The organism is Nonomuraea sp. NPDC049486, from assembly GCF_040676925.1.
GTDB classification, from domain to species: domain Bacteria; phylum Actinomycetota; class Actinomycetes; order Streptosporangiales; family Streptosporangiaceae; genus Nonomuraea; species Nonomuraea ferruginea.
Window position 1 is genome coordinate 513,550 of the sequence record NZ_JBFAPV010000004.1, and the last position, 25,162, is coordinate 538,711.

The following is a 25,162-nucleotide window of genomic DNA, read 5'->3' on the forward strand; positions in this document are numbered from 1 at the left end:
TGTCGGCTTGGCAAGCGTGTCCCCGGGGAAAGGGACGCACGCCACCGGCGGCGAACAGGCGCAGCCATGCCCTTGTATCTCGTGGCGCTCTCGGAGTGCCCGATTGCGCCAGTATAGTATCCCCTATACTTGGACTGTGCAGGACGAGTGGGGATCTACGTCACCGATGAAGTCGATGCCTGGATCAGTGGCCTTGATCCAGAGGCGCATCGGCTGGTCATCGATGCGCTCGATCGGCTCGCGGAGAATGGTCCAGCGCTGGGTAGGCCACTCGTGGGCAAGATGAACGGCTCGCGCATCGCCAACCTCAAGGAACTATGCCCCCGGTCCACCGGGCGTAGCGCGCTTCGACTGCTGTTCGTCTTCGATCCGAGGCGGGACGCCATCGTTCTCGTTGCCGCAGACAAGATCAAGGCAAGCCCTCGCGATCCCAACCGCTGGTACGAGGAGGCCATACCGCACGCAGAGCGGCTGTACGAGATTTACCTGAAAGAACGCGCAGAAGAGGAGGGGCGGAACCCATGACGACGTTCAAGAAGTGGAACCGCGCCAAGCACGTGGAGCAGGCAGGAGGGGAAGCGGCACTTGTCGAGACCCGGCGCATGGTCGACGATTTCATCGATGCTTGGCAGCTTGCCCAGCGCCGTAAGAACGCCGCTCTGACGCAGAGCGAGGTTGCCGCCCTGATGGGTGTGACGAAGGCACGCGTCTCGCAGATCGAGCGTGGCGAAGTTTCTTCAGTGGATGTGGTGGCCCGTTACGTGGAGGCCATCGGCGGACGGCTTGAGCTCACAGCCAGCTTTCCGAGCGGTACTTACCGGCTACGGGCAGGCAAGATGAGCAAGGCGCGTAGGCGACACTTCAAGTTCATTCACTCGCATGGCAAGGCACGGCCTTCGCATCTCGCTGCAGGGACGCCGGGTTCCACGGGCCCGGGATGAGTCGTCGCATTTTGCGAGCCCGCGTGCGGCGCCCCTCTTTGTTGGTGCCTCTCCTGCTCGTTCGGCCAATCCCCGCAACCGCTGGTCATCGTAAGGATCAGGCTGTATCCGCAGGTGACTGATCGTGGGTCGGAGAACATGCAGATCTTCGAGGGGACGAACCGAATCCAGCGACTGGCGCCCAGCCGGCATCTGGCAAGGTAGTCCCTGATGTACGGAAGCCTCGCCTGCCAGGCGTGAAAAGCTGCTGGCTCGGGGTGCACGATCACTTCAGCGCTCAAGAGCCTTCATCAGCGGAGCCGACGCGACCGTCGCTGTCTACGCGAGATCCTCCGTTCGTCGGCCTTGAGACCGCGGAGTGTCCAGAGTCCGTACAGAGCCAGCAGCGGCTTGACGACCGTCCACTCGCCGGGGCGGTAGTCGTCCGCGCGTACAAGCCTCTCGGCGAGATCGGGGCGCTGCCGCCGCAGGTATGCGCGGGCCTTGAGGGCGTGAGCCGGCTGGGAGACGATCTTGATACGGTCGACGTCCTCAAGCAGGGGGATCACGTTCGTGATGTTCTCCCATGTCGTCGCGCTCTGGTCTTCGAGGAGCACCGCGCCGTCGAATCCGAGCACCGACTTCGCGTAATCGGCCATCAACCGCGCCTCCGCGACGCCACCGCTGGTCGCACCGCCGCTGAAGATGACGCGAGTGTCGCGCGCACTGTCGGTGGCGATGGAGCGAATGCCAGCACGGACTCGCCAGCGGTTGAGGAAGTTCGCCGTGGGCTGGGGGTTCCGGTAACCCAACACGACCACGGCCTCGGCGGGGCCTGCACCGTTCTCCACGAGAGTGCGGGACCAGCGCCAGTTCAACCACTCGCCCCAGACCAGGACTCCAGCCCCGGCTATCAGCATTCCTGTCCTTCGCCGCATGCCGGCGACTCTAGAACGCCTCGGTATCGGACCGCGAAGTCGCGCACCGTACCGCCAGCACGATGAGGACGACGGAAGTTCGGAGGGTACGGGTACACGCGGAAGTTCCGTGTGGAGCGTGGCGCTGAACTTCGCCCGCGCCTCCGTCTCCTCGTACAGGGCCTGCGTGGAGATGAGTGCCGCGGTCTCACTTCGGGAATTTGGCTCCCGGGCCGTAGCGCACTCCAGCGCCTCCTTTCGCGTCTCCGATCTTCTTCAGAATTTCGCGTTCGCGAAGGCTGTTGATCAGGTCGCGGGCGGCGTAGACATGCAGATCGAAAAGGCGGCGAACACTCTGATTGGTGATGAAGCCGTATTCTTTTACGTGATCTATGACCTTCTGGTCGGTATCGTCGATCGCGCGCTGACGATATGTGACTGACCGAGACATGGACGCAAGGGATTCTGACCGCAGTCGATACGTCGGGAACGGTCGGCGAACGGTTCGGCTCGTGGCCTCGATGAGGCCGTATTCGTCCGCCATGGTGGAAAGCACTTCCTGCGCCTCTGCCGGCGTGCGTTGGATTGTGCTTGCCAATTTTGGGGCGTCTATACTTCTGCTGTGCCGCAGATGTGACAGTGTGAGAAGAACATTCAGGTCTCGGCCGGCCCGAGCCGGCAAATCGCTCACGAAACGCGCGAACGCCTTGTTCCCGATCCCTCCGCCGAGGGTCGCCCGAACCAGGGTGCCCTTGTCCTCGAATTGCGGTGGCTCTTTACCGACGCGTAGCATCTCGCGGTAGGCTCTGTCGACTCCTTGCCCAGTGCGCTCAGCCAGCTGGAGTACGGATACCGTCTCCGTGAGAAGCCTGTTTCGCGGGGTCGATGGATACGTGAGAATGTTGGCCGGCGTCACCCCGGCGACCAGGCCGCCAGGGCTTGAGATCGCCAGACGTTCTGGTGAGTGCTCGACATCCACCGTTCCACTGGTTTCATAAGAGCGATGGATGAACGCGTTGATGACGATCTCTCTGACAGCTTCGCCAGGGTAGTCCGTGAGTGCTAGTTGAACTCCGCCTGCCACATTGAGAGGGTGGATCTCGCGACGTGTTTCGATGGCCTCCGTCAAGATTTGGATGGCCGCTATCAAAGGCCGGTTTCCTCGCATCCGTCCGGTCGCCTCACTGCCCGAGGTCGGCCTGAACTGGTAGGAGTAACCGTAGCTGGGAACGACCCTGCCGATAAGCGACTCATCGCCCAGCAGAAGCACGCCTGCGTTGGTGATGCTCCCGTCGGACGCGATCAGCCTCAACGACTCCAGGAGTGCCTTGTTCGGTAGGTCTGCCAAGTTGTCGCGTCCGCTTGCCGTCAAGATCTGACGAAGTCTTTCGAATTCGACCGCGCTGAGATCCGAGATGCCGACGCTGGACGAGTCGGCCGACCAGTCCACCTGGCCTCGGGCGATCATCACTTCGCGTTGTTGATCCGGGGGATACGGCAGGCACTCTTTTCCCAGGCGGCGAGTCGACAGCCCTGCGGCATTGCTGTGCGGCATGACGCCCTCCGGAACCGTGATCAGTATCAGGCGGACACCGTCGACCGTCACATCTTCAACGAAGGGCGTTATCGGGGGGCGTGTACGATCAAATATGCCTTTGCGTATCGAGTCCACGCTGTAACTCAGCGGCACTCCTCGAAGCGCGTTCAGCCGACTCGTCGCTTTGTCGTCAACGCCCAGTACAACCGTCCCGCCGCGGGCATTCACAAAACATACGAGAGCATCGGCGAGCAGATTGTAAGTGGATTTTTGAGATTCTCCTGGAAGCTTGAAGTCGAGCGTCTCCGTTTCCAGGGCATCCGCTGCCACACCGTCCCCCACGACGGCCAGTGCTTGCAACGCTTCCCGCTGATCCACCTACTGAGCGTAACTGAGAAGTGCTGCTGAATCAACACTTCTCAGTTGGTTCTCAGTAGTCATGCCGGTGATCCGCGGCGGTGACGCCGGTACCGGGGCGCCATGCCAGCATCCGCGCGGTCATGGTCGCCGCGTCGACGATCAGTGACCGGCAGGTTTAGCGGCAACCATCTTCGGTATCCGCACCTGGGACTTACCCGCGCCTCAGGGGCAGTCAGCACCGACGGAGAGAGACGATGCACATCAGCGACAACGGGCCCCGGCCGAACGCCTTCGATATCGAAGCGGCCACGCGGCAGAACGAGAACTACCGAACCACCGCATGGACCGGGAAGTATCTGCAGGTCACCCTGATGTCCATCCCGGTCGGTAAGTCGATCGGCCTCGAAGTACACCCGGAAACCGACCAGTTCCTTCGTCTGGACGCGGGGCAGGGCACCTGTGTCATGGGCCCGGCCAAGGATCGGCTGGACTTCGAGCAACAGGTCTCCGACGGATGGTCGATCCAGGTCCCGGCCGGCACCTGGCACGACGTGATCAACACCGGTGACGAGCCACTGCGCCTCTACGCGATCTACGCCCCGGTCCACCACTCGCGCGGCATCGTCCAGCCTTCGAGCACCGACGCCGAGCGCGACGAATCGCTCGGCGTGGACGAACCTCCCGCCTGGACTGCGCAGCCCCAGGACCGCGTCCCCGACCAGCATGACACCCTCTGAAATTGATCAGTAACTGAGAAGTGCTGCTGAGTCAACACTTATCAGTAGTCATGCCACCCGGCGCACCCGTACCGCCAGCACGATGAGGACGACGGGAAGGAACGTGAACAGCGCCCATGTGAGCGTGATCGGATCGGCAGGGGACCGGGTGCATCCGAGCAGAGGCATCCAGGTCATCATCAGGTCGGCGGCCAGCAGGGGCGCCAGCGTCAACCAGCCCACAGCCCGGCCCAAAAGCCGGTGACCGGTGCGGGCCAGCAGCGCCCAGAGGGCGAAGCCCAGCGCGACCACCAGCGGCTGCGGGAGCAGGATCACCATGGCCATGGCAGGCCAGAGCAGGATTTCCTCCAGGGCGCCGAAGCAGGAGCCGTCCATGACGATCATCCCGTACTCGGCCGTACCGGCGGCGAGGACCACCACCGTCTGAGGAACGCTCACCAGCAGCAGAGCCACGCCCCACATGACCAGCGGCCACCGCCAGCGCAGCGGACGAAGCTCGCGCTGTCCTTCCTGATGGACGGCTCGGCCGAGCGTCAGCACGAGTGCCGCCGTGGCAAGGCAGGCGACGGCGAGCAGCAGCAGATCGATGTCGTCCCAGGGGAGGGACCCCAGAGCCCCGCCATGGAGGTCGACCGGTCTGCCGAGAGCGACCTGGACCGCGACGTAGTGCTGGATCTCCTCCGAGGTCGGCCTGCCGAGCCCGGAGACCGGCGGCACGGCGGCGGCCACGGCGAGCAGCGTCAGCAGCGCGGCGCCGGTGCGCGACGCCCAACGTTTACGGCGCAGCGCCACCACGGGAGCCACCAGCAGGACGGTGATGACCGCGCCGGCGACGACGTTCGCGGTCTTGGGCACGATGACCGCGGGGGCCAGCGGCATGAGGATCGCCAGGGCGGATAAGGCGGGCACGGAGGTTTTTGACGACACCACCGACGCGTTTATCGCTCGCGAGGGGATCATGTCAAACCGCCTCGAAGCCCCTCTCCGACCAGCACCTGTCAGGCTTTTCCCGACAAATCATCAATAACAGCATCATTGCATTGCAATTCCGGCATTGCCGGGAGGGGATTTGCGTCGCTACAACCCTCTTTGAGCAACTGGAGGGGTGTATGTCGGGGATGACTGGCCGGCGCGTGGTCCGGCTGATGGCGGCGGCTGCCGGGGGAGCGGTCGTGGCGGGGATCGTGGTCGGGGGTGCGGCGCGGCTGCTGATGAGCCTGATCGCGATCGCGGCGGCCGAGCAGAGCCAGTTCAGCCTGATGGGGACGGTGGGCGTCTTCATCGCGTTCACGGTGCTCGCCGTGCCGGCGGCGGTGACCGGTGCCGCGCCGAGGGTGGTGCGGGTGGCGGGGCGGTGGGTGACCGCGGCCGTGACCGGGTTCGGGGTGGCGTCCACCGGGTTCGCCGACGGCGCCGCGGTCATTCTCGCGCCCGACGGGCGCATGACGTACATCGCGATGGTGGTGGTCGGGTTCGGCGCCGTCGTGGTGGCTCATGGCCTGTTCGCCCAGTACGTCACGCGGCGCCTGGCCGGAGCTCCGTCCTAGGTCAACGGCGGGAGGCCAGCTCGTTCAGCGTCTGGGTGACGCGGTGCAGCCAGTCGGCGATGACCTCCAGTTCGGCCTCCGAGTAGCGCTCGTGCATCGCGAGCATGGCCTGGGCGATGCCGAGCTGGTCGCCGGTGGCGGGGCCGGGCTCGGGCTCGGTGGCGGGGCGGACGATCACCTTGCGCCGGTCGTCGGGGTGGCGGTCGCGGGCGACGAGGCCGCGGGCCTCCAGCCGGTCGATCAGCGCGGTGACCGACCCGGTGGCCAGCCTGAGCCACTGGGCGATCTCGCCGGGGGTCATGGGGCCCTGGATGCGGAGCAGCGCGTACGCCTGGAAGTCGGTGGGGTTGAGGTCGAGGCCCAGCGACATGGTGTGGAGCAGCCGAACGAGCCCGGTCGCGAGGCGCTGCCCGTCCTGCTGGATGTCGAGATAGAGGCGCTCGCGGGATCCGGAGCGCGAGGTGTCCATCTTTCTCCCTACCGGCCGGCGCGGTGTCGCCCGTCATTGTAGGGGCAGCTCAGGGGGGCGGTGTGGGGGCCCGTTCGCGCGTCATGTATCTTGATTTTCAAGTAACTTGATTATCGAGGGAAGGCGCAGGATGTCCGTTCACGACACCCGCACGCGGACCGGTACGGAGCGCCGTCATGCCCGGCCGCGGCGGCACCGAGCCTGGTACGGCGCGGCCGTGCTGATCGCCGTGGTCTGGCTGTTCGGAGCCGGCCCGCTCGGCATGTTCATGGGCAAGCTGACCGAGGTGCAGACCAACGACCAGTCTGCCTTCCTGCCCATCGGCGCCGAGTCCACGCAGGTCCAGGAGGCGCGCGAGGCCTTCGAGGAGAGCGACGCGGTGCCCGCCTTCGTCGTCTACTCGGCCGACCAGCCGCTCTCCCGGGAACGGCTGGCCGAGATCGCCCAGGACGCGCAACGGATCTCCGCCGAGCCCTGGATCCAGGGCAAGGTCGCCGGGCCCATCCCGGGGACCGAGGACCCGAGCGTCGCCCAGCTCGTCGTGCCGATCAGCGACCAGGTCGAGGCCGACGTCGCCGTCGACGAGCTGCGCGCCCTGCTCGGTGACAGCGCGGCCCAGGGCACGACCGTGCAGGTCGCCGGGCCCGCCGCGCTGGGCGCCGACCTCGGCGCGGCGTTCGGCGGCATCGACGGCACGCTGTTGCTCGTGGCGCTCGGCGCGGTGCTGGTCATCCTCATCGCCGTCTACCGGTCGCCCCTGCTGCCGCTCGTGGTCATCGTCTCCGCCATGCTCGCGCTCGTGCTGGCCGCCTTCGTCGTCTATCTGATGGCCGACGCGGGCTGGATCGAGCTGAACGGGCAGAGCCAGGGCATCCTGTTCATCCTGGTCGTGGGCGCGTGCACGGACTACGCCCTGCTGCTGGTCGCGCGCTACCGGGAGGCGCTGTACGAGAAGGAACGGCCGATCGACGCCATCAGGGTGGCGGTGCGCGGCACCGTCGAGCCCATCGTCGCCTCCGGCGGCACCGTCATCCTCGGCGTGCTCTGCCTGCTGGCCAGCGACCTGGCCTCGAACCGCGGGCTGGGCCCGGTGGCCGCGCTCGGCATCGCCGCCGCCCTCGTCTCCGCGCTCACGTTCCTGCCCGCGGTGCTCCTGCTGCTCGGCCGGGCCGCGTTCTGGCCGCTGTTGCCGCGTACCGGCGACCAGGAGGCCGACGCCGACTCGACCGCCGCCATCGTGCGCCGTCACCGGCTGTGGGGCCGCGTGGCCAGGTCCGTGGAACGGCGGCCGCGCGCGTACTGGGTCATCACGGTGGTGGCGCTGGCCGCGGCGGCGGCGTTCGTGCCGCAGTTCAAGGCCGAGGGCACCTCGCAGCTGGACGTGTTCCGCACCGAGGTCGAGTCCGTCGCCGGGCAGCGGACGCTGGAGCGCGGCTTCGGCTCCGCCGGCTCGGCCACGCCCGCCACCATCCTCACCTCGGCCGACCAGGCGGATCAGGTCAAGGCCGCCGCGGAAGGGGTGGCGGGCGTCACCGAGGTCACCCGGGTGGACAAGGTCGTGGACGGGCGGACGCTGCTGCACGCCACGCTCGGCGAGCCCGCCGAGTCGACCGCCGCCGTCGAGGTCGTCCGCGACCTGCGGGCCGCCGTGCACGCGGTGCCGGGAGCGGACGCGCAGGTCGGCGGCACTGCGGCGGTCACCCTGGACACGCTCGACACCTCGGCGCGCGACCTGCGGGTGGTGATCCCGCTCGTGCTGCTCGTCGTGCTGCTGGTCCTGATCGCGCTGCTGCGCTCGCTGGTGGCCCCGCTGGTGCTCATCGCGACCACGGTGCTGTCCTTCGCCACCGCCCTGGGCGTCGGCGCGCTGATCTTCAACCACGTGCTCGACCTGCCGGGCGCCGATCCGGCGGTGCCGCTGTTCGCGTTCGTCTTCCTGGTGGCTTTGGGCATCGACTACAACATCTTCCTGATGACCCGGGCCAGGGAGGAGACGATCCGGCACGGCGAGCGCGAGGGCACCCTGCGCGCCCTCACGCTCACCGGCGGCGTCATCACCTCGGCCGGCGTGGTGCTGGCGGCGACGTTCGCGGCGCTCGCCGTGCTGCCGCTGCTGTTCCTGATCCAGCTCGCCTTCCTGGTGGCCTTCGGCGTCCTGCTGGACGCGCTGATCGTGCGCTCGTTGCTGGTGCCCGCGCTGTCGCTGGACATCGGCCGCCGCATGTGGTGGCCGAGCCGCCTGTCCCGCTAGACCGCCTGGCGAGGGCGGAAGATCTTCCGTACGCCGGCCGCGATCCAGATCGTGGCCAGGGCGGCGTACAGGGACAGGATGGCGGGGGCGAAGGAGGAGGTGGCGACCGCGACGGCGATCGTCACCGCGAGCGCCCCCGCCCAGACGGCCAGGATGCGCCGGCCGGCCGCCGAACCGGTGTGGACGGCCTCCTGGACCGGGGTGACCAGGGCCATGGTCGCCACGCCGGCGGTGCCGAGGACATCCAGGCCGAGCCCGATGCCCAGGCCGAGCATGACCGCGCCGGCCACCGGCAGGGCCAGGCACAGCAGGGACACCCGGCCCGCCGCCCCCTCGAACAGCAGGCGGGTGGCCTTGGCCCTGGCCAGCCGGAGCGTGGTCCAGGACTCGGCCACCCACGCCGCCCAGTGCAGCAGCGCGCTGATCACGAAGACCGCGATGACCGGCGGCAGCGCGGGCAGCAGGAACAGCAGCCGCCAGCTCACCCGGAACCGCAGCTTCGCCAGCAGGCGGTAGACGGGGTTGCGCTGCTTCAGCGCGTACACCAGGAGGTCCCTGGCCGCGTCGAAGCCCGGGTCCAGGCGGAGCACCTCGCGGAAGGACTCGGCGGCGGTCCTCGGGTCGCCGGCGGCCAGCGCGGCGCGGCCGTAGGCCCAGTGCGCCAGCGCGCTCTCCGGGTCGTTGCCGACCGCCTGGGCGGCGACGGCCCTGGCGCGCTCGTTCTGACCGAGCATGACCAGGGCGATGGCCAGCAGACTGGCCAGCTCGGCGTGCTGCGGGTCCAGCCCCAGGCCGCGGCCGGCGGTCTCGGCCATCTGGGGCCAGTCGTGCCTGGTCATGTGGACGCGCGCCAGTAGCTCCCAGGACGGGGCGTGCTCGGGTGAGAGCGCCAGCCCGGCGACGACCGCGCGGACCGCCTCGTCGACCAGCCCCGCCTGGAAGTGCACCTGGCCGGAGAGGTAGTGCGGAACGTAGTGGTCGGGCGCGAGCCGCACCCCCTCGCGCGACTCCTCCAGCGCCTCGTCCGTACGGTCCTGCTGGACCAGCGCCAGGCCGAGCAGCGCGTGCGCGCCGGCGTGCTGGGGCTCCTCGGTGAGGACGCCGCGCAGCTCCCGCTCGGCGTCCGCCGGGCGGCCCATCTGCAGTAACAGCCGTGCCCGCTCCAGCGAGTCGCGGACCGTCACCATTTGCGCTGGATGTACGGCATGAGGTCGTCCCAGGCGCCCGACTCGTTGGCGTGCATCACGTAGTTGCGCGCGGTCGCCATCCACTCCCGCACGGACGTGGGCCTGGCCGTCTTGGCCGCGGCCAGCAGGTCGCGGGTCGACAGCGGGACCGGCCGGCCCGCGCGGATCGACTCCTGCAGCTTGGCCTCGACCGCCCGGTCCACCACGCCCTTGAGGTCGGCGCCGACGAACTGGTCGGTGACCTTGGCCACCGCGCCGAAGTCGACCTCCGCCAGCGGCTTGTCGCGGCACAGGATGCGCAGGATCGCCGCGCGCGCGTCCGCGTCCGGCGGCGGTACGAAGACGAGCTGGTCGAACCGGCCCGGCCGGCGGAACGCCACGTCGATGTACCAGGGCGCGTTCGTGGCGGCCAGCACCAGCACGCCCTCGTTGGCGTTCTGGTCCACGCCGTCCAGCTCCGCCAGGAACTGGTTGACGAGCTGCCGGTTGTGCGTCTGGCGCATGTCGGAGCGGCGCGCCGCCAGCGCGTCCACCTCGTCGAAGAACAGCACGCACGGCCGGTGGCGGCGGGCCAGGTCGAACGTGGCGCGCAGGTTCCGCTCGCTGGACCCGATGTACATGTCGAGGATGTCGGCCAGGCCGACGCTCACGAACGCCGCGCCGAGCTCCCCGGCGGCGGCCCTGGCCAGGTGCGTCTTGCCGGCTCCCGGCGGCCCGTACAGCAGGACACCGCCGCCGGCCCGCTTGCCGAACGCGGCGAACAGCTCGGGCTGCTGCATCGGCAGCAGCAGCTTGACCCGGAGCGCCTCCTTGACCTCGTCCATCCCGGCGACGTCGGCGAAGCTGAAGCCGGACCGCTCGACCTCCGCGGTCGAGCGCTCGTGGGTGACGGACGAGGGCGCCATGTACGCGGGCGGGGCGGGCGGGTTTCCCGCGGGCGGCCCGGCGGGTTCCGCGACCACCGGTGGCGGGGCCACCAGGCGGCCCGCCAGGTCGGCGTCCGCGACGGACGGGTCACGCGAGACCGCCTCGTGGTAGCGGTAGGCCGCCTTGTGCAGGTCGCCCTCACCCAGCAGGGCGCGCGCCGCCAGCACGCCCACCTTCGGCGGGTACCCGCCCTCCGCCAGCAGCGGCTCCAGCGCCGACAGCGCCTCTCCGTACGAGCTCTGCCGGACGAACGCCTCGGCCAGCCCGGCCACGATGTCCGGGTCCTTGGGCGCGAGCACGAGCGCGGCACGGAACTCGGCCTCCGCGTCGGCGAGATATCCCTTGCCCAGCAGCTGCTCGGCCAGGTGCCGGCGCAGTGGGAGGTTGTCCGGGGAGAGGCGCGCGGCCTCGCTGAGCGCCCTCAAACCGGGGTCGTCGACCACGTGCCGGGTCCCTTCTGTCGCGATTCCGGTGGTTCAGAACTACGTAAGCTACCGAAATCGGGACAGGACCTCAGCCCTTGTCGCGTGTGGCGCCGCTCAGCACCTGGTCGATGCGGGCCGCCAGCTCCACGTCCTTGGGCGTGACGCCGCCCGCGCTGTGCGTCCAGAGGCGGAAGCGGACGCCGCTGTCGGTGCGGTCGATGTCCGGGTGGTGGTTCATCTCGTCAGCCTCGTTCAGCACCGCCTCCCTCAGCCAGCCGAAGCTGTCGGGCGTGATCGGAACGTCCTTGACCAGGGCGTTCCCCTCGCTGTGCCAGCCTTCCAGCGCGACCAGCGCGGTGTCGATCTCGTCACGGTTGAGCAGTTCGGTCATGATGTGCTCCCTGCGGTAAGTGGCCGTCACCCTTGGCGTACCACCGGAACGGACCTTCACACACCGGGTAGATTGGCCGCCCATGCGAAGCTTCCGCGTCGTGACGGCGGCGGTGGTGCTCACGGCCGCCGCGGGCTGCGCCGCCCAGGAGAGCGCCGCCCCGCCGTCGGTCCCCACGCCCACCACCGCGCCCACCACCGCGTCCCCCGCCTCGGAACCCAGCCCCGACCTGCCCGATCCGGACGAACGCATCCCGAAGGATCCGGCGAAGCTGGCCGCGGCGCTGGAGAAGACCACCGAGGCCCTCGCCGAGGCCATCGACGGCTGGGACAAGAAGCGGGAGCCGCCCGAGGACGTCGAGCTCCTCGCCCTCCACCACCAGCGCATCCACCGGTTCGCCGCGCGCAACCCGGAGATCGCCGAGAAGGCGTTCGCCCGCCTGCCCGAGCGGCTGGCCGCCGGAGCCAGGGACGACACCCGGGCCATCCGCGAGCTGCTGGCCCTCGCCCACCCCGTCAAGAGCACGTCGGTCATCAGGACCCGCGACGCCCGCCCCGCCGCCGAGCTGCTCCGCTACTTCAAGCAGGCCGAGCGCCGCTTCGGCGTGGAGTGGGAGGTGCTGGCGGCGGTCATGTTCGCCGAGACGAAGTTCGGCCGGGTCAGGTCGGCCAGCCACGTCGGCGCGCAGGGGCCGATGCAGTTCATGCCCGCCACCTGGAAGGCGTACGGGATGGGCGGCGACGTCCAGGACCACCGCGACGCGGTCATGGCCGCCGCCAACTACCTGCGCGCCACCGGCGCGCCCCGCGACTACGGGCGCGCGCTGCATGCCTACAACCCCTCCCAGCGGTACGTGAACGCCATCCAGTCGCACGCCCGCCAGATCAAGCGGGATCCGGTGAACTACTACGTCTACTACAACTGGCAGGTGTACGTGATCACCACCAAGGGGGAGCGGCGCGTCACCGGCCCGTCAGAGGGCTGACCGGACCGCCTCCTCGGTGCGGGCGACCACGGCGGCGCCGTCGGCGGCGGTGATGATCGGGCGCTGGATCAGGATCGGATGGCCCGCCAGCGCGCCGATCCAGCGGTCGCGGCTCTCCGGGGTGCGCGGCCAGGTCTCCAGGCCCAGCTCGGCGGCGACCGGCTCGCCGTGGCGGGTGATGTCCCACGGCTCCAGCCCCAGCCTGGCCAGCACGTCGCGGAGCTCCTGCTCGGTCGGCGGGTCGTCCAGGTAGCGGCGGACGGTGTAGCCGGCCTGCTCGGCGTCCAGGATCGACAGGGCGGCGCGGCACTTCGAGCAGTCGGGGTTGATCCAGATCTCGATCATTTCGGCAGTCCCGTGAGAGCGAAGAACTCGGCCCGGGCGCGGGCGTCGTCACGCAGCGTACCGAGCAGCGTGGAGGTGAGGGTGCGCGATCCGGGAGCCTGCACGCCGCGCAGCGTCATGCACGTGTGGTCGGCCTCGATGACGACGCCGACCCCCTCGGGGTCGAGCTGGTCGTGCAGCCACCCGGCCACCTGGCGGGTCAGCCGTTCCTGCACCTGGGGGCGGCAGGCGAAGTGCTCCACGACCCTGGCCAGCTTCGACAGCCCCACGATGCGCTTGCCCGGCAGGTAGCCGACGTGCGCGAGCCCGGTGAACGGCAGCAGGTGGTGCTCGCAGATCGACCGCAGGGGGATGGACCGTACCAGGACGAGCTCGTCGTAGCCCTCGTCGTTGGGGAAGGTGGTCAGTTCGAACGGGCGCGGGCTCAGCATCTCGGCGTACGCGTGCGCCATCCGGCGCGGGGTCTCGCGCAGGCTCTCCTCGTCGGTGTCGACGCCCAGCGCCGCCAGGAACCGCTCGGCCGCGTGCTCGGCCTCGGCCAGGTCCATCAAGGGACCACCTCCTATTTTCACCAACAAGTGTTAGTCATATCCCCATATTTGGTCAATAGTGACCTGTTTCGCCAGCAGTCATGGGTGTTAACCTGACGGCGTGACGATGTCGGAGCAGGCCCGTGCGGCCGTCGCGGTGCTCAGCGACGACCTGCGGCGGCGCATGTACGACTTCATCAGGCGCGCCGACCGGCCCGTCACCCGCGACGAGGCCGCCGAGAGCGTCGGCATCTCGCGCAAGCTCGCCGCCTTCCATCTCGACAAGCTGGTCGCGGTCGGGCTGCTGTCCGCCGGATACGGACGTCCGGGGGAGCCGCGCCCGGTCGGCCGGGCGCCCAAGGTCTACCAGCCCACCGGCCTCGACGTGCGGGTCAGCATCCCGCCGCGCGAGCACGAGCTGCTCGCCGGCATCCTCCTGGAGGGCCTGCGCGTCCAGGGTCCGGAGGAGACGGGCCGCGAGGCCGCGCTCCGCGCCGCCGCAGCACGCGGACGCGAGCTGGGTGCGGCCGAGCGCGACCGGGCCAAGCCGGGCAGGCTGGGCGCCGAGCGCGCGCTGACGTGCGCCGGGCAGGTGCTCGAACGCCACGGGTTCGAGCCCGTACGAGCGAGCCCGACCCTGCTGCGGCTGCTCAACTGCCCCTTCCACCCGCTGGCCGCCAAGGACCCCGATCTGGTGTGCGCGATCAACCACGCGTTCCTGGCCGGGTTCCTCGAAGGGCTGGACGCGTCCACCGCCGAGGCCGTGCTGGCCCCGCGGCCGGGCGCCTGCTGCGTCGAACTGAGAGGAGCCTGACCGATGACCTACGTGATCGCCGGCGGCGGCCTGGCCGCCGCCAAGGCCGCGGAGGCGCTGCGCGAGCAGGGCTACGACGGCCGCCTGGTCCTGGCGGGGGCGGAGCCGCACCTGCCGTACGAACGTCCCCCGCTGTCGAAGTCCTACCTCCAGGGCAAGTCCGAGCGCGACAAGATCTTCGTCCACGACGCGGCCTGGTACGCCGAACAGCAGGTGGAGGTGCTGACCGGCACCTCGGTCACCGCCGTCGACCGCGCCGCCCACCAGGTCACCCTGTCCGACGGCGCGCGGCTCGACTACGCCAAACTCCTGCTGGCCACCGGCGCCACCCCGCGCCGCCTCCCGGGCGACGCCCTCTACCTGCGGTCGGTCGACGACAGCGAGCGCATCCGCGACGTCCTGGCCCGCGCCTCCCGGGTGGTGATCATCGGAGCCGGCTGGATCGGCCTGGAGGTGGCCGCCGCCGCCCGCGCCGCCGGCGTGGAGGTGACCCTGCTTGAGTCCGACGGCGCGCCGCTGCTGCGCGTCCTCGGCCCGCGGCTCGGCGCCGCCTTCGCCGACCTCCACCGCGACCACGGCGTCGACCTGCGGCTCGGCGTCAAGGTGGAAGAGATCGCGGGAGGCGTCCGGCTGGCCGACGGCACCCGCGTCGAGGCCGACGCCGTCATCGCCGGCATCGGCGTCGAGCCCGACACCCGGCTCGCCGTCGCGGCCGGGCTCAAGGTCGACGACGGCGTGGTGGTCGACGCCTCGCTGCGCACCTCCGACCCCGACGTCTTCGCCGCCGGCGACGTGGCCCGCGCCTACCATCCGCTGCTCGGCACCCACATCCGGGTCGAACACTGGGCCAACGCGCTCAACCAGCCGGCCGTCGCCGCCGCCGCGATGCTGGACAGGGAGGCGTCCTACGACCGGCTGCCCTACTTCTACACCGACCAGTACGACCTGGGCATGGAGTACACCGGCTACGTCCGCCCCGGCGAGGCCGACGACGTGGTGATCCGCGGTGACCTGGACTCCCGCGAGTACATCGCGTTCTGGCTGGCGGAGGGCAGGGTCGTGGCCGGCATGAACGTCAACGTCTGGGACGTCACCGACGACATCAAGACCCTGATCCGCGCCGCGGCCCCGGCCGACCGGGCCAAGCTGGCCGACCCGGCCGTCCCCCTCACCGAGACCCTGGCATGACGAGACGGCCGGGAAGCCCGGGCTACCCTGGCTTCCCGGCCGCCCGCGTCACACGGTGATGGCGATCTTCGATCGGGCGTGCCGTTCCTCGAAGTGACGCAGGGCGTCGGGGACCTCGCCCAGCGGGTACGCGCACTCGACGTGCGGGCGGACGGCGCCGGACTCGATGAGCTCCTTCAGCGTGGCAAGGTTGCCGGCGCTCCGGCCGACGACGGACGACCGGAGCGTACGGTCGCCGAACGGCGACATCACGACGGCCCGGAGGATGCGGCCCATGGGGCCGAGCCACGTGCCGCCGCCTCCGGAGGAGAGCACGAGCACGCCGCCGGGGTTGAGCAGGCGCGCCAGCTCCCGCAGCGACCGATTGCCGACCAGGTCGAGGATCACGTCGAAGCGCCGCCCCGCCTGAGCGAAGTCGGCACGGGTGTAGTCGATCACCTCGTCCGCACCGAGCGACCGGACCAGCTCGACGTTCCTCGTCCGGCACACCCCGGTGACCTCGGCGCCCAGCGCCTTGGCGACCTGCACCGAGAACGTGCCGACGCCCCCGGAGGCGCCGTTGACCAGGACCGACTGCCCGGCCCGCAGCCTGCCCGCGTCGCGCAGGCCCTTCAGCGCGGTGTTGCCCGCGACGGGGACCGCGGCCGCCTCCTCGAAGCTCAGCCCGCCGGGCATGGCCGCCAGGAACTTCTCCGGCACCCGCGCGTACTCGGCGTAGGCCCCGGCCACGACCTCGCCGTACACCGCGTCACCCGGCCCGAACCGCGTCACGCCGGGCCCCACCGCCTCCACCACGCCGGCCAGGTCGTGGCCGGGCACCCGATGCCGGGGCCGGCGCGGGCCCAGCACCAGCCGGGCCGCGTACGGCACGCCCCTGGTGGTGACCAGGTCGCCGAAGTTGACCGACGAGGCGCGCACCCGTACCAGCACCTCGCCGTCACCGGGCGCCGGCCGGTCCACCTCTCCGATCCTTAAGATCTCGGGCGGGCCGTACGCCCGCTGCATGATCGCCTTCATGCCTTCCTCCTCCGTGCCCGGACGAACCCGTTGATCGAGTCGTTGACCGCCATGAGGACCACGACGATCACGACCACCCACGTCACCACGCCCTCGGGCCAGCCCATGGCCTCCAGGAACGCGTCGTTCAGCAGCGCCCCGCCCGCCGTCACCCACACGCCGAGCACGACGAACGCCAGGCCCATCACCGCGTGCGCCACCGCCTGGGGGACGCCCCAGCCCACGTAGTAGCCGACCAGGTCGAAGCCGATCCGTACGGCGGCGAACACCACCGCCAGGTACAGCCAGCCGGACTCCCACAGCCCCGGCGAGATCACCGGGACCGGCCCGTAGAGCTGGACCAGCACCAGCAGGCAGATCAGGACCGTCGCGACCGAGGTGCCGCCGATCAGCGACGTGCGGTCGATCCGCCGCGCGGGCAGCTCGGGCAGCGTGGCCGGATCCCACCGGGCCGGCCGTCTGTCGCGCATCGACGGCGCCCGCTGGACGGCCGCGAACACCAGCGTCACCCAGAACGCGACGTGCATCGCCACCGTCAGCGCGGTCCCGGTCGCCTCCCACAGCGCCCGCCCGGCGGGCCCGCCCCGCGCGAACCCCACCACGCTCGCACCCAGGAACACCAGCGGGACGGCGGTCGTCAGCAGCGTCTTCAGCAGGCGCGTGTAGCTCAGGTAGAGCGCGGGCCCGATCAGGTGGAGCGGCCGGCCCGCGTACTCGGCGGCCAGCCGGGCCGGGTCGCCGAGCGCGGCGAGCGCCTCCACCTCGGCCCGCGACTCGTCCTCGCCCGTCCGGAGCCGCACCTCGACGGCGTCCGCGATCGAGGAGCGCAGCTCCAGCTCGATGTCGCGGCGCTGCCCTTCGGGGATGCCGCGCAGCGCCTCGGCGACGTAGCGGTCGGTGAGCGTGGTCATTCGTCGTCCCTGAGCTTGGTGAAGGCGGTGTGCAGCTCGTCCCAGTCGCGGGACAGGATGTCGGCCAGCTCGGCCCCGTCGGGGCTGGTCACGTAGTACTTGCGCGGGCGCGACTCGTCGGTGTTCCACTCGGCGGTCAGCAGTCCCTGCTTCTCCAGCCGGCGCAGCAGCGGGTAGAGCGTGTTGGCGTCGACCGCGAACCCGCAGCTCTCCAGCGTCTCCAGCAGCGCGTAGCCGTAGCCGGGGCGGCGCAGGATCAGCAGGCAGGCCAGCACGATGGTGCCCCGCCGGATCTCCTGGCGGTGCGTGGCCAGTACGTCATCCTCTATCACGTCTCACACGATACTGTGTGGCACACAGTACGGACAAGAGGGAAATTCCCGGCAGGCCGCGGACGTTGATCAGGTCATGACCCAAGGACCGGCGCCTCGGCCCCTCTCTGACGAAGCCCTCTCCGACCTGCTCGGCAAGCAACGGTTCGGCACGCTCGCCACTGTCAAGCGCAGTGGCCACCCCCATCTGACGACCATGCTCTACAGCTGGGATCCCGAAGCCCGCATAGTGCGCTTCTCGACGACGGCCGACCGGATCAAGGTCCGGCATCTGCGGCACAACCCGCGTGCGGCACTGCACGTGCAGGGCGGCGACGTGTGGTCGTTCGCCGCCGCCGACGGCGAGGCCGAGGTCTCCGAGATCACGACGGTTCCGGGCGACGCGGTGGGGCGGGAACTGCTCGCGATGATCCCGGAGGACGCGAGGCCCGAGGACGGAGACGCGTTCCTGGAGCAGTTGGTCGCCGAGCGCCGGGTGGTCATCCGCTTGAAGGCGGACCGGTTGTACGGAACGGCGCTCGACGGTTAGGACCTGTCGCGTCCAGTCAGGCTCTCATTGATCCACAACCTGCTTCCAAGGCCGGCCGGAGATCCTTTCGTGTGTCTTACTCACGAAAGGAGATGACCGAATGAACAGAAAGCGCAAGGCCGTCATGGTCATGGCCATGTTCTTCTCGGTGGGCGCCGCGACCCTGATCAGCGCCGGTCCCGCCGCGGCCATGCCGCCGAACTGCGACTTCTATGTGTGCGAGGGGCAGGGCGGCGGCGGCACCCCCGGCGGAGGCGGAGGCGGCGGCGGTGGTGGTGGCGGCGGTGGTGGTACGCCGCAACTGCCCTCCGACGGCGGGACCCCCGACGGCGGGTCAGGTGGCGGCGACAGATACCCCGATGGGCCGCCCCCGTGGGACATCTGCGACATCGAGCGCAACGCCCCAGGATGTCGCTGAACACGCGACTCCGCTGAAAGCGCGTAACGCTTTCTGGTGATACGCGGAGAGTGCGAACCCTCTTCAGGTGCTGTCGAGGCGTCCGCACTCTCTGTCGTCTCTGCTCTAACGGCGAAAGTCCTGTCGTCCATGACAAGTCCTTTATGTCGCCCCGCTCTGGTAGGACAGGACGCGCCGGACCCCCAGCAGAGGAACCTTCGATGATCGAATACGACCACGTCTTCGGCTACCAGCAGCCCCATAACGACACCTACGCCGGTCTGCCCGTGGTGCATGTGCTCGCGGACGACGACGACCTGCCCGCCGCCGATGCCGCCGCCTGGCGGTTCCAGGCGAACGACTGGGGCGACGGTCCCGACACCATGGACGAGGGGTTCGACTGGTTCTTCGAGCACGTCGACACCAGCCGGGTGAAGGCGGTCGTCATCGGCGCCTGGGAGGAGTGCTACACGAAGAACTCCGCACACATCGTCAGCAGGCTCGCCGACAACGCTTCCCGCCTCCCTGAGCTCCGCTCGCTGTTCCTGGGGGCGATCACGTCGCAGGAGGCCGAGATCTCCTGGATCCGGCAGTCCGACATCACCCCGCTGCTGGAGGCGTACCCCCGGCTGACGCGGCTGGAGGTCCGCGGCGGCAGCGGACTGGGGCTGAGCCCCGTGCGCCACCAGGCCCTGCGCATCCTTCGCGTCGAGACCGGCGGGCTGCCCGGCGAGATGACCCGCGCGATCGCCGCCAGCGACCTGCCCGCCCTGGAACACCTGGAGCTCTGGCTCGGCGAGGAGAACTACGGCGGCGACACCGCGGTCTCCGACCTCGCCCCGATCCTGTCCGGTGAGCGCCTGCCCGCGCTGCGCCACCTGGGCCTGCAGGACAGCGAGATCCAGGACGAGATCGCCGCCGCCGTCGCCACCGCGCCCGTCGTCGCCCGCCTGGAGTCGCTCGGCCTGTCCATGGGCGCGCTCACCGACGCCGGCGCGGAGTCGCTGCTCACCGGACAGCCCCTGACCCACCTGCGCGCGCTCGACCTGCACCACCACTACCTCACCGCATCGATGATGCGCCGCGTCGCGGACGCGCTTCCCGGCGTGCGGGTGGACCTCAGCGAGCAGGAGACCCCGGAAGAGGACTGGCGCTACATCGCGGTGAGCGAGTGACCGTGCGGCTCGCCGTGGTCGGCACGCCCGGTGACCGCCGTGTCTCGCTCTTCCGCGACGCCGCGCTCGCGTACGGGCTCGCCGAACCGCACGTGATCTCCTGGCGCGACGTGCTCGCGGGCCGGGAGGTGAGCGCGCCCGCCGGCGCGCTGCTCCGCGTCGAGTCGCCGGGGGAGGACGCGGGGACCGACGCGCTGCTGCGCGGGCCCGGCGACCCGAGCCGGGTCGGCGGAGGCGCCGCCTGGTACCGCGCGTTCCTGGCGGGGCTCGGCACGGTCGCCGCCATCCCCGGGGTCACGCTGCTCGCCGACGTGGACGAGATCGGGGTGATGTTCGACAAGCGGCGCTGCCACGCCGTGCTGGAGCGCGCGGGCGTGCCCGTCCCGCCCGCCTTCGAGGCCCGCTCGTACGAGGAGCTGCGCGATTCGATGGCCGGGCGGGGCTGGACCCGGGTGTTCGTCAAGCCGGCCCACGGCTCGTCGGCGTCCGGGGTGATCGCGTTCGAGGCGGCGGCCGGCCGGGTCCGGGCGATCACCTCGGCCGCCCGGACGGGGACGGGGTTCCACAACTCGCTGCGGGTGCGCGATTACCGGGACGAGGCCGACGTGCGGTGCCTGGTCGACCACCTCGCGCCCGACGGGCTGCACGTCGAGCGGTGGTTCCCGAAGGCGTCGACCGGCGGCGCGCCGTACGACCTGCGGGTGGTGACGGTCGGCGGAGCGCCGACGCACGCCGTGGTGCGGGTGGGGAACGCGCCCATGACGAACCTCCATCTGGGCGGCCGGCGCGGCGACCTGGAAACCGTCCGGTCCCGGCCGCGGCTCTGGGAGTCGGTGCTCGACGCGGCCGCGCGGGCCGCCGCCTGCTTCCCCGGCAGCCTCATGACCGGGGTCGACGTCATGATCGGGTCCGGCCGGCAGTCCGTCGCCGTGGCCGAGGTGAACGCGTTCGGCGACCTCCTGCCCGGCCTGACCGACTTCTCCGGCAAGGGCCGGTCGACGTACGAGGAGCAGGTGGAGGCGGTGCTGGCCCGGTGGACATGAACGCGGTGGTGGGCAGCCACGACATCCTGTTCGTCACGCTCGACACGCTCCGCTACGACGTGGCGGCCGAGCTGGCCGAGGCCGGGCGGCTGCGGAACCTTCTTCCGCCAGGGGTGCGCTGGGAGCGGCGGCACAGCCCCGGCAGCTTCACCTACGCCTCACACGCCGCCATGTTCGCCGGATTCCTGCCCACGCCCGTGACACCCGGCCCGCATCCACGGCTGGTCGCCGCGACCTTCCCCGGCAGCGAGACCACCGCGCCAGACACCTGGGTGTTCGACGCGCCCGACCTGCCCGCGGGGCTGGCCCGAGCCGGCTACCACACGGTGTGCGTCGGAGGCGTCGGCTTCTTCAACAAGCTGACCCCGCTCGGCTCGGCGCTGCCGGAGTTGTTCGCCGAGAGCCACTGGGAGCCCGCCTTCGGGGTGACCGACCCGCACTCGCTGGAGCACCAGATCGACCGCGCGGCCGAGGTCGTGCGCCGGACGCGGGGGCGGCTGTTCCTGTTCGTCAACGTGTCCGCGCTGCACCAGCCGAACCGCTGCTACCTGCCCGGCGCCGCCGAGGACTCCAGGGAGAGCCACGCGGCCGCCCTGGAGTACGTCGACCGGCACATCGGCCGGCTCTACGCCCTCATGCGCCGCCCCTGCCTCGTGATCGTCTGCTCCGACCACGGCACCGCGTACGGCGAGGAAGGCCACGCCGGACACCGGATCGGCCACGAGGTCGTGTGGACCGTCCCGTACACCCACTTCATCCTGGAGCCCCATGCGCCCCTATGAGGGATACGTCTACGCCTATCCCCACAAGACCGCCTACCGCCCGCTCGACCCGCGCCCCCCGCTGCGCGAGGTGTGGGCGGGGGAGCGGCCCGGCGCGCTGTACATGCACATCCCGTTCTGCGAGATGCGCTGCGGGTTCTGCAACCTGTTCACCCGCACCGGCGCGCCCGAAGAGCTGACCGGCGCCTACCTCGACACCCTGGAACGGCAGGCCGCGCAGGTGAGGGACGCGTTGCCGGAGCCACCGGCGTTCACCACGGCCGCGTTCGGCGGCGGTACCCCCACCTACCTCACCCCCGGGGAGCTGACGAGGCTGTTCGACCTGACCGAACGGGCCATGGGGGTCGACCTGACGGCGATCCCGCTGTCCGTCGAGACCTCCCCGGCCACCGCCACCCCCGACCGCCTCGCCGTCCTGGCCGAGCGGGGGACGGCGCGGATCTCGATCGGCGTGCAGAGCTTCGTCGACGCCGAGGCGCGCGCGGCCGTGCGCCCGCAGAAACGCGCCGAGGTGGAGGCGGCGCTCGACGCCATCCGCGCGGCGGGCGTCCCGGTGCTCAACATCGACCTGATCTACGGGATCGACGGCCAGACCCCCGCCTCGTGGCTCCACTCCCTGGAGGCGGCGCTCGCCTGGCGGCCCGAGGAGCTCTACCTGTACCCGCTGTACGTCCGGCCGCTGACCGGGCTCGGCAAGCTGGGCCGGGCCTGGGACGACCAGCGGCTGGAGCTGTACCGGATCGGCCGCGACCGGCTGCTGGCCGAGGGCTACGAGCAGGTGTCGATGCGCATGTTCCGGCTGCCGGGCGGCGATGCCGGCCCGGCCTACTGCTGCCAGACCGACGGCATGGTCGGCCTGGGCTGCGGCGCCCGCTCGTACACCAGCCGGCTCCACTACTCCTTCGAGTACGCGGTCGGCGCGCGGCAGGTGCGCGCCATCATCGACGACTACGTGAGCCGGGACGACTTCGGCGTCGCCAACGTCGGCTTCGCCCTCTCCGCCGCCGAACGCGGGCGGCGGCACCTCATCCAGTCGCTGCTCCAGGTCGAAGGGCTGGACCGGGGCTTCTACCGCGCCCGGTTCGGCACCGACGTGCTCGACGACTTCCCGCTGGACCGGTTCGGCGACCGCCTGGTGGTCGAACCGTCCGTCGTGCGGCTCACCGCCGAAGGGCTGGCCTACTCGGACGGGATCGGGCCGGCGTTGTTCTCGCCCGAGGTCAAGGCGCTCATGGAGGGCTACCGGCCGTGCTGACGATCCTCTACCGGGGGCCGCTGTCGAGCTGCGACTACGACTGCGCCTACTGCCCGTTCGCCAAGCGCCGCGACACGCCCGAGCGACTGCGCGCCGACCGGGCCGCGCTGGAGCGGTTCGCCGCCTGGGCCGCCGCGCAGGACTTCGAGCTCTCGATCCTGTTCACCCCGTGGGGCGAGGGCCTGGTCAGGTCGTGGTACCGGCGGGCGCTGGTGGCGCTGTCATGGCTGCCGAACGTGCGCAGGGTCGCCATCCAGACCAACCTGAGCTGCCGCACCGGCTGGCTCGCCGAGGCATCGGACCGGGCCGCGCTCTGGGTGACCTACCACCCCACGCAGGTGCCCTACGAGCGCATGGTGGCCAAGATCCGCTCGCTGCCGGTACGGCACAGCGTCGGCATCGTCGGCGACCCGGCGCACCTGGAGCACGCCCGCCGGCTCAGGGCCGACCTGCCCGCGGAGACGTACCTGTGGGTGAACGCCGAAGAAGGGCGGCTCTACACCGACGACGAGGCCGGCGCCTGGGCCGAGATCGACCCGCTCTTCTCCTACAGCCGCTTCCCGCACGCCAGCCGGGACCTGCCGTGCCGGACCGGGGAGAGCGTGATCTCGGTGGACGGCGAGGGGACCGTGCGGCGCTGCCACTTCGTCCCCGAGGTGCTGGGCAACCTCTACGACGGGTCGTACCGGCCGGCGTTGCGCCCCCGCGGCTGCCCCGCCGGCTCGTGCGACTGCCACATCGGGTACGTCCACCTGGAGCCGGTCGGTCTGTACGACGTCTTCGCCGGGGGGATCCTGGAGCGGATCCCCGCCTCATGGCCTCACGTCTCGCGCTCGGGGTGGTAGCCCTCCTCCGTCAGGCCGAACGTCCACGCGACGCCCTGGCGTGCCCGGCTCACCCACGGCGGCACCCGCAGGAAGTAGGTGCGGCTGGTGCCGTCGGGCTCGGGAGTGGAGTTGACCACCTCGACCATGGCGATCGGCTCGTCGTCGGCCAGGTCGATGCGCCACAGCCGCCCGGTCTCGTCGCGCTGCACCGGCCGGGCGCCGGAGTCGGCGAGGTAGCGCTCGAACCCGAAATGCTCCAGCATGACCCGGCGCAGCTCAGCGTTCTGCTCCTCGCGGATGCGCTCGGCGGTCAGGCCGGTCATCGCGGCGCCGAAATCGGCCGGGACCGGCATGCCGTGCCAGGCGTGCAGGGCGAACCCGTCGGGGTACGCGAGGGCGGGGCCGTCGGCGCGGTGGAGCCGCCCCAGCTCGTCGAGATGGATCTCGGCGGGCCGCCCGGTGACGATCGCCACCCGCTCGAACGGCCACCACCACCCGGCGCACCCGGCCACCCGCCCGAGCCCGTCGAGCCCGTCGAAAGCTGAGAGCCACGGGGCGTCGTGCTGGCCGAGCACGGCGTCCAGCGTGTGGTGACGCAGGGACTCACCCCCCAGGTCGCCCACGGCGCGGCGGATGTCGCCGACGATCCGCTCGACCCGGGGCCAGATCCGCCCGCCCGTCTCCGCCCACCGCGCGGACCACCCGTCATGCCCCAGCGCCTCACAGGCCGCGGCCCTGGCCGCCGCCCACGGCCGGGTGCGGATCTCCTCCCGCACCGACCGCCCGGCCTCCAGCCCGTTGCTCTCACCCATCCGGAGCAGCACGTCCGCCACCAGGCCGGTCTCTGCCAGTGTCCGGCGTACGGACGCGTCGCCGGTGAGCCAGGCGGCGGCGAGCGCTCCCGCCGCCGGCGAGCCGAGCGTGATCACCCGCTCCGGCTCGGCCAGCCCGGCCTCGCGGTAGGCCTGCCGCACCGCGGACTCCGGGTCGCCCCCGGGCCCCGTCGCGAACGCGACCCGCTCCCACGACGCCACCCGCTCGAACGTCAGGGTCTCCATCAGTCGGCCACCACCCGGTAGGAGCCCGGAACGTACTCGCGCTGGCGAACCACCCGATACCACCCCTTCGGCAGGGAGATCGGATCGTGCTCCTCGTGCACGAGCCGGCCGCCGTCGGGCAAGTGGAGGAACCCGCCGGACAGCGTGCCGGGCCCGGGGATGGCGTGGCAGTGGCCGGTGGCCTCGCCCAGGGCCAGGACCAGGCGGCCGCGCGCGTCACGCGGCTCGGGCCGGAGCGTGGCCGGCGCCGACTCCTCGGGCACCGGGATGATCAGGATGTCGCCCTGACGGTACATGGACCAGCCT

At 70.7% G+C, this 25,162-nt stretch carries 29 protein-coding genes; 15 read left to right on the plus strand and 14 right to left on the minus strand.

Going from position 1 to position 25,162, the window contains the following annotated elements:
• Positions 1 to 147 precede the first annotated feature (147 nt).
• The gene (locus tag AB0K05_RS14835; protein ID WP_364229486.1) at positions 148 to 525 is read left to right on the plus strand and encodes a type II toxin-antitoxin system RelE/ParE family toxin; all 378 of its coding nucleotides are present in this window, start codon (positions 148 to 150) and stop codon (positions 523 to 525) included.
• A complete protein-coding gene (locus tag AB0K05_RS14840) occupies positions 522 to 941 on the plus strand; it encodes a helix-turn-helix domain-containing protein (RefSeq protein WP_271280287.1) in 420 nt (139 codons plus the stop codon). The genes AB0K05_RS14835 and AB0K05_RS14840 overlap by 4 nt, the downstream gene beginning before the upstream one ends.
• A 290-nt stretch (positions 942 to 1,231) precedes the next feature.
• Here AB0K05_RS14840 and AB0K05_RS14845 read toward each other — a convergent pair whose 3' ends face one another.
• Together AB0K05_RS14845 and AB0K05_RS14850 are read right to left on the minus strand one after the other, a co-directional pair.
• Positions 1,232 to 1,858, minus strand: coding sequence for a YdcF family protein (locus tag AB0K05_RS14845; RefSeq protein WP_364229488.1), 627 nt, complete (start codon positions 1,856 to 1,858; stop codon positions 1,232 to 1,234).
• Between the two features lie 187 nt (positions 1,859 to 2,045).
• A complete protein-coding gene (locus tag AB0K05_RS14850; RefSeq protein ID WP_364229490.1) occupies positions 2,046 to 3,752 on the minus strand; it encodes an ATP-binding protein in 1,707 nt (568 codons plus the stop codon).
• A 236-nt stretch (positions 3,753 to 3,988) separates the two neighbouring features.
• Between AB0K05_RS14850 and AB0K05_RS14855 the strand changes: the two genes are divergently transcribed.
• Entirely contained in the window at positions 3,989 to 4,471 is a 483-nt protein-coding gene (locus AB0K05_RS14855; protein WP_219542953.1) for a cupin domain-containing protein, read from the plus strand.
• Positions 4,472 to 4,519: 48 nt separating this feature from the next.
• Here the strand turns inward: AB0K05_RS14855 and AB0K05_RS14860 are convergent, their stop codons facing one another.
• Positions 4,520 to 5,380 carry a hypothetical protein gene (locus AB0K05_RS14860; protein WP_364229492.1) on the minus strand — a complete coding sequence of 287 codons (861 nt, stop codon included), beginning with the start codon at positions 5,378 to 5,380 and terminating at the stop codon, positions 4,520 to 4,522.
• A 200-nt stretch (positions 5,381 to 5,580) separates the two neighbouring features.
• Here AB0K05_RS14860 and AB0K05_RS14865 point away from each other — a divergent pair, with 200 nt between their 5' ends.
• Positions 5,581 to 6,018, plus strand: coding sequence for a hypothetical protein (locus AB0K05_RS14865; RefSeq protein ID WP_148035359.1), 438 nt, complete (start codon positions 5,581 to 5,583; stop codon positions 6,016 to 6,018).
• Position 6,019: 1 nt separating this feature from the next.
• Here the strand turns inward: AB0K05_RS14865 and AB0K05_RS14870 are convergent, their stop codons facing one another.
• Entirely contained in the window at positions 6,020 to 6,487 is a 468-nt protein-coding gene (locus tag AB0K05_RS14870) for a MarR family transcriptional regulator (protein ID WP_148035358.1), read from the minus strand.
• Positions 6,488 to 6,617: 130 nt separating this feature from the next.
• On the opposite strand from AB0K05_RS14870, the gene AB0K05_RS14875 reads away from it, so the two are divergent.
• The gene (locus tag AB0K05_RS14875) at positions 6,618 to 8,738 is read left to right on the plus strand and encodes an MMPL family transporter (protein ID WP_364229495.1); all 2,121 of its coding nucleotides are present in this window, start codon (positions 6,618 to 6,620) and stop codon (positions 8,736 to 8,738) included.
• On the opposite strand, the gene AB0K05_RS14880 is transcribed toward AB0K05_RS14875, so the two are convergent.
• The 3 genes from AB0K05_RS14880 to AB0K05_RS14890 form a co-directional block, all read right to left on the minus strand.
• Positions 8,735 to 9,925 carry a tetratricopeptide repeat protein gene (locus tag AB0K05_RS14880; RefSeq protein WP_364229497.1) on the minus strand — a complete coding sequence of 397 codons (1,191 nt, stop codon included), beginning with the start codon at positions 9,923 to 9,925 and terminating at the stop codon, positions 8,735 to 8,737. The two genes, AB0K05_RS14875 and AB0K05_RS14880, sit on opposite strands and share 4 nt — an antisense overlap.
• Entirely contained in the window at positions 9,919 to 11,295 is a 1,377-nt protein-coding gene (locus tag AB0K05_RS14885; RefSeq protein ID WP_364229499.1) for an AAA family ATPase, read from the minus strand. Before AB0K05_RS14885 ends, AB0K05_RS14880 begins: the two co-directional genes overlap by 7 nt.
• Before the next feature lie 70 nt (positions 11,296 to 11,365).
• Entirely contained in the window at positions 11,366 to 11,668 is a 303-nt protein-coding gene (locus AB0K05_RS14890) for a 4a-hydroxytetrahydrobiopterin dehydratase (RefSeq protein WP_364229501.1), read from the minus strand.
• 82 nt (positions 11,669 to 11,750) lie between these two features.
• On the opposite strand from AB0K05_RS14890, the gene AB0K05_RS14895 reads away from it, so the two are divergent.
• Positions 11,751 to 12,653, plus strand: coding sequence for a transglycosylase SLT domain-containing protein (locus AB0K05_RS14895; protein ID WP_364229503.1), 903 nt, complete (start codon positions 11,751 to 11,753; stop codon positions 12,651 to 12,653).
• Here the strand turns inward: AB0K05_RS14895 and AB0K05_RS14900 are convergent.
• Together AB0K05_RS14900 and folE are read right to left on the minus strand one after the other, a co-directional pair.
• Positions 12,642 to 12,998 (minus strand): ArsC/Spx/MgsR family protein, encoded by a 357-nt coding sequence (locus tag AB0K05_RS14900; protein WP_222709225.1) that lies wholly within the window; start codon positions 12,996 to 12,998, stop codon positions 12,642 to 12,644. The genes AB0K05_RS14895 and AB0K05_RS14900 overlap by 12 nt on opposite strands.
• The gene (gene folE, locus AB0K05_RS14905) at positions 12,995 to 13,546 is read right to left on the minus strand and encodes a GTP cyclohydrolase I FolE (RefSeq protein WP_148035352.1); all 552 of its coding nucleotides are present in this window, start codon (positions 13,544 to 13,546) and stop codon (positions 12,995 to 12,997) included. The genes AB0K05_RS14900 and folE overlap by 4 nt, the downstream gene beginning before the upstream one ends.
• A 109-nt stretch (positions 13,547 to 13,655) precedes the next feature.
• On the opposite strand from folE, the gene AB0K05_RS14910 reads away from it, so the two are divergent.
• Positions 13,656 to 14,342 (plus strand): helix-turn-helix domain-containing protein, encoded by a 687-nt coding sequence (locus AB0K05_RS14910; protein WP_148037124.1) that lies wholly within the window; start codon positions 13,656 to 13,658, stop codon positions 14,340 to 14,342.
• Between the two features lie 3 nt (positions 14,343 to 14,345).
• Positions 14,346 to 15,530, plus strand: a complete 1,185-nt coding sequence (locus tag AB0K05_RS14915) for an FAD-dependent oxidoreductase (protein WP_364229506.1) — start codon at positions 14,346 to 14,348, stop codon at positions 15,528 to 15,530.
• Between the two features lie 48 nt (positions 15,531 to 15,578).
• Here AB0K05_RS14915 and AB0K05_RS14920 read toward each other — a convergent pair whose 3' ends face one another.
• Genes AB0K05_RS14920 through AB0K05_RS14930 form a run of 3 tightly spaced genes read right to left on the minus strand, consistent with a single transcriptional unit; the run spans position 15,579 to position 17,790 of the window.
• The gene (locus AB0K05_RS14920; RefSeq protein WP_364229508.1) at positions 15,579 to 16,547 is read right to left on the minus strand and encodes an NAD(P)-dependent alcohol dehydrogenase; all 969 of its coding nucleotides are present in this window, start codon (positions 16,545 to 16,547) and stop codon (positions 15,579 to 15,581) included.
• Complete coding sequence (locus AB0K05_RS14925; protein WP_219542964.1) at positions 16,544 to 17,458, minus strand: hypothetical protein; 915 nt, start codon at positions 17,456 to 17,458, stop codon at positions 16,544 to 16,546. The genes AB0K05_RS14920 and AB0K05_RS14925 overlap by 4 nt, the downstream gene beginning before the upstream one ends.
• A complete protein-coding gene (locus tag AB0K05_RS14930) occupies positions 17,455 to 17,790 on the minus strand; it encodes a PadR family transcriptional regulator (protein ID WP_148035348.1) in 336 nt (111 codons plus the stop codon). The genes AB0K05_RS14925 and AB0K05_RS14930 overlap by 4 nt, the downstream gene beginning before the upstream one ends.
• A 76-nt stretch (positions 17,791 to 17,866) precedes the next feature.
• Here AB0K05_RS14930 and AB0K05_RS14935 point away from each other — a divergent pair, with 76 nt between their 5' ends.
• The 7 genes from AB0K05_RS14935 (at position 17,867) to AB0K05_RS14965 (ending at position 23,816) form a co-directional block, all read left to right on the plus strand.
• On the plus strand, positions 17,867 to 18,319 hold the full coding sequence (locus AB0K05_RS14935) for a TIGR03618 family F420-dependent PPOX class oxidoreductase (protein ID WP_271277964.1): 453 nt from the start codon (positions 17,867 to 17,869) through the stop codon (positions 18,317 to 18,319).
• A 100-nt stretch (positions 18,320 to 18,419) separates the two neighbouring features.
• Positions 18,420 to 18,737, plus strand: coding sequence for a hypothetical protein (locus tag AB0K05_RS14940; protein WP_364229511.1), 318 nt, complete (start codon positions 18,420 to 18,422; stop codon positions 18,735 to 18,737).
• A gap of 200 nt (positions 18,738 to 18,937) precedes the next feature.
• Complete coding sequence (locus tag AB0K05_RS14945; RefSeq protein WP_271277962.1) at positions 18,938 to 19,891, plus strand: STM4015 family protein; 954 nt, start codon at positions 18,938 to 18,940, stop codon at positions 19,889 to 19,891.
• Positions 19,888 to 20,934 carry an STM4014 family protein gene (locus AB0K05_RS14950; RefSeq protein WP_271277961.1) on the plus strand — a complete coding sequence of 349 codons (1,047 nt, stop codon included), beginning with the start codon at positions 19,888 to 19,890 and terminating at the stop codon, positions 20,932 to 20,934. Before AB0K05_RS14945 ends, AB0K05_RS14950 begins: the two co-directional genes overlap by 4 nt.
• Positions 20,931 to 21,716 carry an STM4013/SEN3800 family hydrolase gene (locus tag AB0K05_RS14955; RefSeq protein WP_364229786.1) on the plus strand — a complete coding sequence of 262 codons (786 nt, stop codon included), beginning with the start codon at positions 20,931 to 20,933 and terminating at the stop codon, positions 21,714 to 21,716. Before AB0K05_RS14950 ends, AB0K05_RS14955 begins: the two co-directional genes overlap by 4 nt.
• On the plus strand, positions 21,703 to 22,971 hold the full coding sequence (locus AB0K05_RS14960) for an STM4012 family radical SAM protein (protein WP_271277960.1): 1,269 nt from the start codon (positions 21,703 to 21,705) through the stop codon (positions 22,969 to 22,971). The genes AB0K05_RS14955 and AB0K05_RS14960 overlap by 14 nt, the downstream gene beginning before the upstream one ends.
• Positions 22,965 to 23,816 carry an STM4011 family radical SAM protein gene (locus AB0K05_RS14965; protein WP_271277959.1) on the plus strand — a complete coding sequence of 284 codons (852 nt, stop codon included), beginning with the start codon at positions 22,965 to 22,967 and terminating at the stop codon, positions 23,814 to 23,816. The genes AB0K05_RS14960 and AB0K05_RS14965 overlap by 7 nt, the downstream gene beginning before the upstream one ends.
• Here AB0K05_RS14965 and AB0K05_RS14970 read toward each other — a convergent pair.
• The gene (locus AB0K05_RS14970) at positions 23,792 to 24,856 is read right to left on the minus strand and encodes a DUF6745 domain-containing protein (RefSeq protein ID WP_271277958.1); all 1,065 of its coding nucleotides are present in this window, start codon (positions 24,854 to 24,856) and stop codon (positions 23,792 to 23,794) included. The two genes, AB0K05_RS14965 and AB0K05_RS14970, sit on opposite strands and share 25 nt — an antisense overlap.
• Complete coding sequence (locus tag AB0K05_RS14975) at positions 24,856 to 25,152, minus strand: hypothetical protein (protein ID WP_219542974.1); 297 nt, start codon at positions 25,150 to 25,152, stop codon at positions 24,856 to 24,858. The genes AB0K05_RS14970 and AB0K05_RS14975 overlap by 1 nt, the downstream gene beginning before the upstream one ends.
• Positions 25,153 to 25,162: the final 10 nt, after the last annotated feature.

Bases quoted from the DNA above. Each gene is read 5' to 3' on its own strand.
- AB0K05_RS14840 (WP_271280287.1), top strand. From the start codon at position 522: ATGACGACGTTCAAGAAGTGGAACCGCGCCAAGCACGTGGAGCAGGCA.
- AB0K05_RS14845 (WP_364229488.1), bottom strand. From the start codon at position 1,858: ATGCGGCGAAGGACAGGAATGCTGATAGCCGGGGCTGGAGTCCTGGTC.
- AB0K05_RS14855 (WP_219542953.1), top strand. From the start codon at position 3,989: ATGCACATCAGCGACAACGGGCCCCGGCCGAACGCCTTCGATATCGAA.
- AB0K05_RS14865 (WP_148035359.1), top strand. From the start codon at position 5,581: ATGTCGGGGATGACTGGCCGGCGCGTGGTCCGGCTGATGGCGGCGGCT.
- AB0K05_RS14870 (WP_148035358.1), bottom strand. From the start codon at position 6,487: ATGGACACCTCGCGCTCCGGATCCCGCGAGCGCCTCTATCTCGACATC.
- AB0K05_RS14875 (WP_364229495.1), top strand. From the start codon at position 6,618: ATGTCCGTTCACGACACCCGCACGCGGACCGGTACGGAGCGCCGTCAT.
- AB0K05_RS14880 (WP_364229497.1), bottom strand. From the start codon at position 9,925: ATGGTGACGGTCCGCGACTCGCTGGAGCGGGCACGGCTGTTACTGCAG.
- AB0K05_RS14890 (WP_364229501.1), bottom strand. From the start codon at position 11,668: ATGACCGAACTGCTCAACCGTGACGAGATCGACACCGCGCTGGTCGCG.
- AB0K05_RS14895 (WP_364229503.1), top strand. From the start codon at position 11,751: ATGCGAAGCTTCCGCGTCGTGACGGCGGCGGTGGTGCTCACGGCCGCC.
- AB0K05_RS14900 (WP_222709225.1), bottom strand. From the start codon at position 12,998: ATGATCGAGATCTGGATCAACCCCGACTGCTCGAAGTGCCGCGCCGCC.
- folE (WP_148035352.1), bottom strand. From the start codon at position 13,546: ATGGACCTGGCCGAGGCCGAGCACGCGGCCGAGCGGTTCCTGGCGGCG.
- AB0K05_RS14910 (WP_148037124.1), top strand. From the start codon at position 13,656: ATGTCGGAGCAGGCCCGTGCGGCCGTCGCGGTGCTCAGCGACGACCTG.
- AB0K05_RS14915 (WP_364229506.1), top strand. From the start codon at position 14,346: ATGACCTACGTGATCGCCGGCGGCGGCCTGGCCGCCGCCAAGGCCGCG.
- AB0K05_RS14920 (WP_364229508.1), bottom strand. From the start codon at position 16,547: ATGAAGGCGATCATGCAGCGGGCGTACGGCCCGCCCGAGATCTTAAGG.
- AB0K05_RS14925 (WP_219542964.1), bottom strand. From the start codon at position 17,458: ATGACCACGCTCACCGACCGCTACGTCGCCGAGGCGCTGCGCGGCATC.
- AB0K05_RS14935 (WP_271277964.1), top strand. From the start codon at position 17,867: ATGACCCAAGGACCGGCGCCTCGGCCCCTCTCTGACGAAGCCCTCTCC.
- AB0K05_RS14940 (WP_364229511.1), top strand. From the start codon at position 18,420: ATGAACAGAAAGCGCAAGGCCGTCATGGTCATGGCCATGTTCTTCTCG.
- AB0K05_RS14945 (WP_271277962.1), top strand. From the start codon at position 18,938: ATGATCGAATACGACCACGTCTTCGGCTACCAGCAGCCCCATAACGAC.
- AB0K05_RS14955 (WP_364229786.1), top strand. From the start codon at position 20,931: ATGAACGCGGTGGTGGGCAGCCACGACATCCTGTTCGTCACGCTCGAC.
- AB0K05_RS14960 (WP_271277960.1), top strand. From the start codon at position 21,703: ATGCGCCCCTATGAGGGATACGTCTACGCCTATCCCCACAAGACCGCC.
- AB0K05_RS14970 (WP_271277958.1), bottom strand. From the start codon at position 24,856: ATGGAGACCCTGACGTTCGAGCGGGTGGCGTCGTGGGAGCGGGTCGCG.
- AB0K05_RS14975 (WP_219542974.1), bottom strand. From the start codon at position 25,152: ATGTACCGTCAGGGCGACATCCTGATCATCCCGGTGCCCGAGGAGTCG.